Here is a 4,652-nt window from a genome sequence, read left to right as displayed (position 1 = left end):
GGCTGGGGTGGACCCGGCTATGGTGGCTACGGCGGCGGCTGGGGTGGCGGTTTCCCCGCGACCTATTACAACACAAGCTGTCAGACGACGTTTGAACTGGTAAGTGGTCACGTCGTGGGATGGACCATGCGCGGGGATGGGTGCTGAACCCGTTTTCCTCGTCTATGGTTCTGCGTCCTCTTTATTAAGACGGTGTGACCAGACATGCATGTGCGATTCGGTTTTTCCTCTGCCCCCGGCGCTTCGACCCGGTTCTCGGGTCTTCGTTCGGGCGCAGTGGCCCTGCTGGGGTTAGCTCTGGCAGGATGTCATGGGACGGACTGGTCGCATAATTATCAGGACAGTTTCGAGGCCCAGGCAAAGACGTCCATGTCTTACATGCCTGACACTGTCGCCGATGCGTTCGAAAAGCCCAAGAATAATGAGCCGAGCACGCCGGTCGCTTATCACCGGCCTGCATCCCCGTCGTATGATGATCGTCCACTGGACGAAAATATCGCTGCGTCTGTGGAACTGGCCGACTATACGGCTGCGATCCGGCATGTTGGTCTGGTGCCCTGGATCACGGGACCGGGCCCTTATACTGTTTTCGCTATTCCAAATGAGGCGATGGAAAAGCTTTCGGCCCGCTGGCCTGGCGGGCTGATGGCCCCTGCGATGAAGGGTCAGTTGACCCATATTCTGGGCTATACGATCGCATCAGGAAAATGGGACGAAAAGGCTATCCGCAAGGCCATCGCAAGAAACCATGGTCGGGGGATCGGTCTTAAGACGCTGTATGGAGATATCATCAGCGTCCATATCGATGCGCGGACTGGCGAAATTTTCCTGAATAATCCCGCCGGGCAGGTGGCTCACCTGTGGAGCCATTCGCTGCCGCAGTCCAATGGTGTTCTGTATTTCATGCGGGACGCGCTGCTTCCTGTTTCTCACTGAATCAAAGAAAAGCGCGCCACTTTGTTTAGGTGCTGAGTGCGCTTATCAGCTGGATGACAATGTCCTGATCACTGCCATCCAGCTTCAGAGGGATGGCAAGGAAGTCAGCAGCAGAGTCTTTGGCGGTCCGTGCAGCTTCGGCCGATACAATGTTTTCGGCCACGGCAGGAAGTTCCATTACGGACGTCCACCACTTAATCATGTCTGCATGTTCTGAAGGGAAGGCGATGTAGTCCGCGCCGCTTTCTCCGGCCTGCATCGCTTCGTCCCGGCTTTGGCAGAAGCATCCAATCTGGATGTTCTCTCCTGCTATTTTGCGCAGGGCAGGCAGGCTGTCTGCTGAAGGCGCGTGAATACCATCAGCCACCTTTAAAAGATCTGGCGAGATGGAAACCGTTACATCCGCCACATCCAACATCAGGGCGACGTCATGCTCGTGAAGCAGACTCACGAATTTGGAAAGCTGCTTTTTGTCGAGGTTGTGGGCTGCTGGAAAACGCAGTGCAGTGACCTCGGGGCGTGCGAGTAGCCCCGGCAATGCATCAAGCATTGCGGCTGTTTCGAATGTGGAGGGCAGAACGGGATAAAGATCGCAAGGTATCATGAGCAGAGTTTCGCAGATTCACGCGCGGCGGGCTAGCGTCGCCATGAGGTAGGGGAAGGGCGGGCCGTAAGGACCCGCGTTTCTTGGAGTTTGTCTGACTTCAAGGCTCTCATTTGCTGCGGAGACGCTTGGCAAACAACCCATCCAATCCCCGCCAGGAGTGCCATGCGCGCCAAAGCTGCGGAGGCGCCACAATCCAGAATGGAAAAAGCCTTTTGCTCCTGCACCACATCCAGCCACCAGGGAATTCCGAAGCTGTTTCCTGCGCCGTCAGGGGAGAGTGCCAGAAAGGGCTCAGGGTGCTGTGCTCTAAGTCTGGTCATTTCAGGGCAAGAAGAAATAGTGAAAACTGGCAGCATCAGAGAAGGTGCAGCGCTTGACCTGATGAAGGGTTCGGGTCTTTCCTGAGCAGGTAGTCTAGGATGAGATGTGTCGGTCATAGTATTCGGCATAGTGATGGCATGAACGGAAAGAGCGCGTTTTGAGCGAGCAGACAGGATCTCTGCAGGACGATAGGACTATTGATCGTCTTGAGGAAGCGGTGGGGCGAATTGCCACTGCGATGGAGCAGCAGGCCCGAATGCGGGAAGAGCGTGAGCGCGAGGCGCGTTCAGCTCCCGACCTGCCAGAGATTGCCGCAAACATCGATGCTTTATGTGTGCGTATCCGCGGAATTCTTGAACGAAAGGGAGAATGAGCCATGGGGCAGGTTTCCATTCGTCTGAACGGGTATGTTTACAGTGTTGGCTGCCAGGATGGAGAAGAACACCATCTTTATTCCATGGCGCGGCAGGTTGAGAGCTGGCTTCAGCGGGCGCGGACCCTTGGTGGTGCCGCTAGCGAGTCCAAGACACTTATGATGGCTGCGCTCTTGATGGCAGACGAAATTTTCGAGCTGAAGCGCCGCCCGATTCCGGATGATATGCTGGCGACTGTTGAAGAAGCCAAAGCGGCCTTGCGTATCGCGGAATCCCGCCAGGCGAGGCTCGCGCATTTGACGCAGCAGGTTGAGGGTTTGGCTGAGACACTCGAAAAGGAAGGGTAATCGACGGGTTCCCGTTGAATATCTCTCCGCAGTGTCTAATATGTAGTTCGGAGCTGCCTGGTGCGTCAGGCAAATCAACCCCCGGGCCGATAAGCATTCCTACGGGAACTGGCTCTGTCGTGGCCCTGGTCACGTTAACCGGTGCCCACCTGCACTTGCAGGTCTAGGAGGGCTGAAAAGACCAACGGCTTTGGCGGCTCCACAGATTTCTTCCATCGATCAGCAAAAAAAAGAACTCCGCGATCGCATGGCTGAGAAGCGCAGAAATGCGCCAGCGCATGCAGAAGCGGACCTTGTGGAACGGATTTTCAAAACCGTTCAGACTTATGATGCTCCGAGCGTAGCGGCGGTTTGGCCCCTGCCGGGAGAAATCGATCTTCGACCTTTGTGTTCCCGGCTGGCTCGTGATGGGCGACGCGTTGCGTTGCCCGAGACGACACCCAAAGGAACGCCTCTCGTTTTTCGGGAATGGAGCGAAAAGACGCCCATGCTGGCGGGTCGCTTTGGGACATCTCATCCTGATGGCCCCATTCTTGTTCCTGATCTTGTTCTTGTTCCTTTCCTGGCGTTTGACCGGAAAGGTTTTCGCTTGGGCTACGGGGGCGGTTATTATGATCGTACTCTCGCGCAGCTGAATGTGCCCGCAATTGGTTTCGGTTTTGCTTTTCAGGAAATGAAAAGCATTCCCGTTGGGCCGTACGATATCCCCCTCTCTGTTGTCGTCACTGAAAAAGAGACGATTCAGACGGGGCCTTATAATTTGGAAGGCTGACTGTTGAGACTGCTGTTTCTGGGCGACGTTGTAGGTCGGAGTGGACGTGAAGCAATAACCGACAACTTGCCGGAGTGGCGTAAAAAGCTCTCTTTGGATCTGGTTGTCGTGAATGCGGAGAACGCTTCACATGGTTATGGCCTTTCCCCTGATATCGCGAGAAGCCTGTTCTCTGCCGGTGTCGATGTCATCACGTTGGGCAACCATGCCTGGGATAGGCGCGATATGGTGAGCCACATCAGTCAGATGCCTAATATCGTGCGACCTATTAACTATCCCGCAGGGACGCCGGGGCAGGGGAGCTACATTATAGATCTGGAGCGTGGTCGCCGCGCTCTGGTGGTTAATGTCATGGGTCGAATTTTCATGGACCCGCTGGATGATCCCTTTCGGGTCGTTGGTGAATTGCTGTCCCGTCATCGGCTTGGCGTGACAGTGAATGCAATTGTCGTGGACATTCACGCGGAAGCAACCAGTGAGAAGATGGGCTTTGGTCAGTTCTTCGACGGCCGGGTGTCGCTGGTTGTTGGAACACATACGCATGTGCCGACGGCAGACCATCGTATTCTTCCCAAAGGAACGGCCTATCAGACGGATGCCGGCATGTGTGGTGACTATGACAGTGTCATCGGTATGGGGAAGGAAGCGTCCCTTCATCGGCTGATCCGTAAAATCCCAGGGGAGCGCCCTCAGCCAGCAGAAGGCGAGGCGACAGTTTGCGGTCTGATGGTCGAGACAAACGACGCCACAGGTCTGGCTGTCCGCGTCGCTCCTTTAAGGATGGGAGGGCATCTGGCGCCGAACTGGCCGGATTTCTGACGCGGGACAAAGATTTCAGAAGAAAAATGCAGAAAATGAAAGTTTTTTCTGAGGGCTAAAAGGGTGAAAAGTGTGGATTTCTCGCGTTTCCCCCAATTTACAGTCATTTTTCTTGTGGATAAGTGTCGTATGATGATTGTTTGACAGTGATGTGTGGTGGCCGTATAAGCCCGTTCACCGACGCGGCGGGGCCTTCTTCGAGGGCTTGGCCGGGACGGATTGAGATRATGATCTTTGAAAATTGAATATGGAATTGGAAGGGATATGTTGGCGGCGTTTTGGTGCTGCTGGTTTTGGGATTATTTTCCTGAGACCTGAGTGTCGAACGTTTAGACGCTGATGTATCTTTTTAAGATGCTTCAATTAAGCCTAACGTTTTTTCATTTGGGTTTAGAGGATTGAACCTGAGAGTTTGATCCTGGCTCAGAGCGAACGCTGGCGGCATGCTTAACACATGCAAGTCGCACGGATCTTTC

6 protein-coding genes, 1 rRNA gene and 1 other RNA gene are annotated in these 4,652 nt (G+C 54.6%); 7 read left to right on the top strand and 1 reads right to left on the bottom strand.

All coding sequences use genetic code 11. From position 1 onward, the window contains the following. Positions 1–204 precede the first annotated feature (204 nt). On the top strand, positions 205–936 hold the full coding sequence (locus KP707_RS16390) for a fasciclin domain-containing protein (protein ID WP_211503688.1): 732 nt from the start codon (positions 205–207) through the stop codon (positions 934–936). A 25-nt stretch (positions 937–961) separates the two neighbouring features. Here the strand turns inward: KP707_RS16390 and KP707_RS16385 are convergent, their stop codons facing one another. Next, positions 962–1,540 carry a thiamine phosphate synthase gene (locus KP707_RS16385; protein ID WP_211503689.1) on the bottom strand — a complete coding sequence of 193 codons (579 nt, stop codon included), beginning with the start codon at positions 1,538–1,540 and terminating at the stop codon, positions 962–964. A gap of 481 nt (positions 1,541–2,021) precedes the next feature. Between KP707_RS16385 and KP707_RS16380 the strand changes: the two genes are divergently transcribed. From KP707_RS16380 to KP707_RS16355, 6 genes are all read left to right on the top strand, one after another. Next, positions 2,022–2,237, top strand: coding sequence for a hypothetical protein (locus KP707_RS16380; protein WP_086634867.1), 216 nt, complete (start codon positions 2,022–2,024; stop codon positions 2,235–2,237). A 3-nt stretch (positions 2,238–2,240) separates the two neighbouring features. After that, positions 2,241–2,585: a cell division protein ZapA gene (locus KP707_RS16375; protein WP_046901310.1), complete on the top strand. Its 345-nt coding sequence runs from the start codon at positions 2,241–2,243 to the stop codon at positions 2,583–2,585. Between the two features lie 47 nt (positions 2,586–2,632). Beyond that, positions 2,633–2,789: non-coding RNA, 6S RNA (ssrS, locus tag KP707_RS16370), on the top strand. Positions 2,790–2,832: 43 nt separating this feature from the next. Continuing rightward, complete coding sequence (locus tag KP707_RS16365) at positions 2,833–3,357, top strand: 5-formyltetrahydrofolate cyclo-ligase (protein ID WP_373687811.1); 525 nt, start codon at positions 2,833–2,835, stop codon at positions 3,355–3,357. Positions 3,358–3,360: 3 nt separating this feature from the next. Continuing rightward, positions 3,361–4,176 (top strand): TIGR00282 family metallophosphoesterase, encoded by an 816-nt coding sequence (locus tag KP707_RS16360; RefSeq protein WP_046901312.1) that lies wholly within the window; start codon positions 3,361–3,363, stop codon positions 4,174–4,176. A 400-nt stretch (positions 4,177–4,576) separates the two neighbouring features. Then, positions 4,577–4,652, top strand: a 16S ribosomal RNA gene (locus tag KP707_RS16355); the annotation flags it as partial.

Origin of the sequence: Gluconobacter sp. P5E10 (assembly GCF_018812145.1) — a bacterium.
Classification (GTDB): domain Bacteria; phylum Pseudomonadota; class Alphaproteobacteria; order Acetobacterales; family Acetobacteraceae; genus Gluconobacter; species Gluconobacter cerinus.
The sequence above is the reverse complement of the archived record's forward strand: the minus strand, read 5'-3'. Positions and strand labels throughout refer to the sequence as shown.

What these genes read in the sequence shown, in the direction of transcription:
- KP707_RS16390 (WP_211503688.1), top strand. Translation starts at nt 205, where the DNA reads ATGCATGTGCGATTCGGTTTTTCCTCTGCCCCCGGCGCTTCGACCCGG.
- KP707_RS16385 (WP_211503689.1), bottom strand. Translation starts at nt 1,540, where the DNA reads ATGATACCTTGCGATCTTTATCCCGTTCTGCCCTCCACATTCGAAACA.
- KP707_RS16375 (WP_046901310.1), top strand. Translation starts at nt 2,241, where the DNA reads ATGGGGCAGGTTTCCATTCGTCTGAACGGGTATGTTTACAGTGTTGGC.
- KP707_RS16365 (WP_373687811.1), top strand. Translation starts at nt 2,833, where the DNA reads ATGGCTGAGAAGCGCAGAAATGCGCCAGCGCATGCAGAAGCGGACCTT.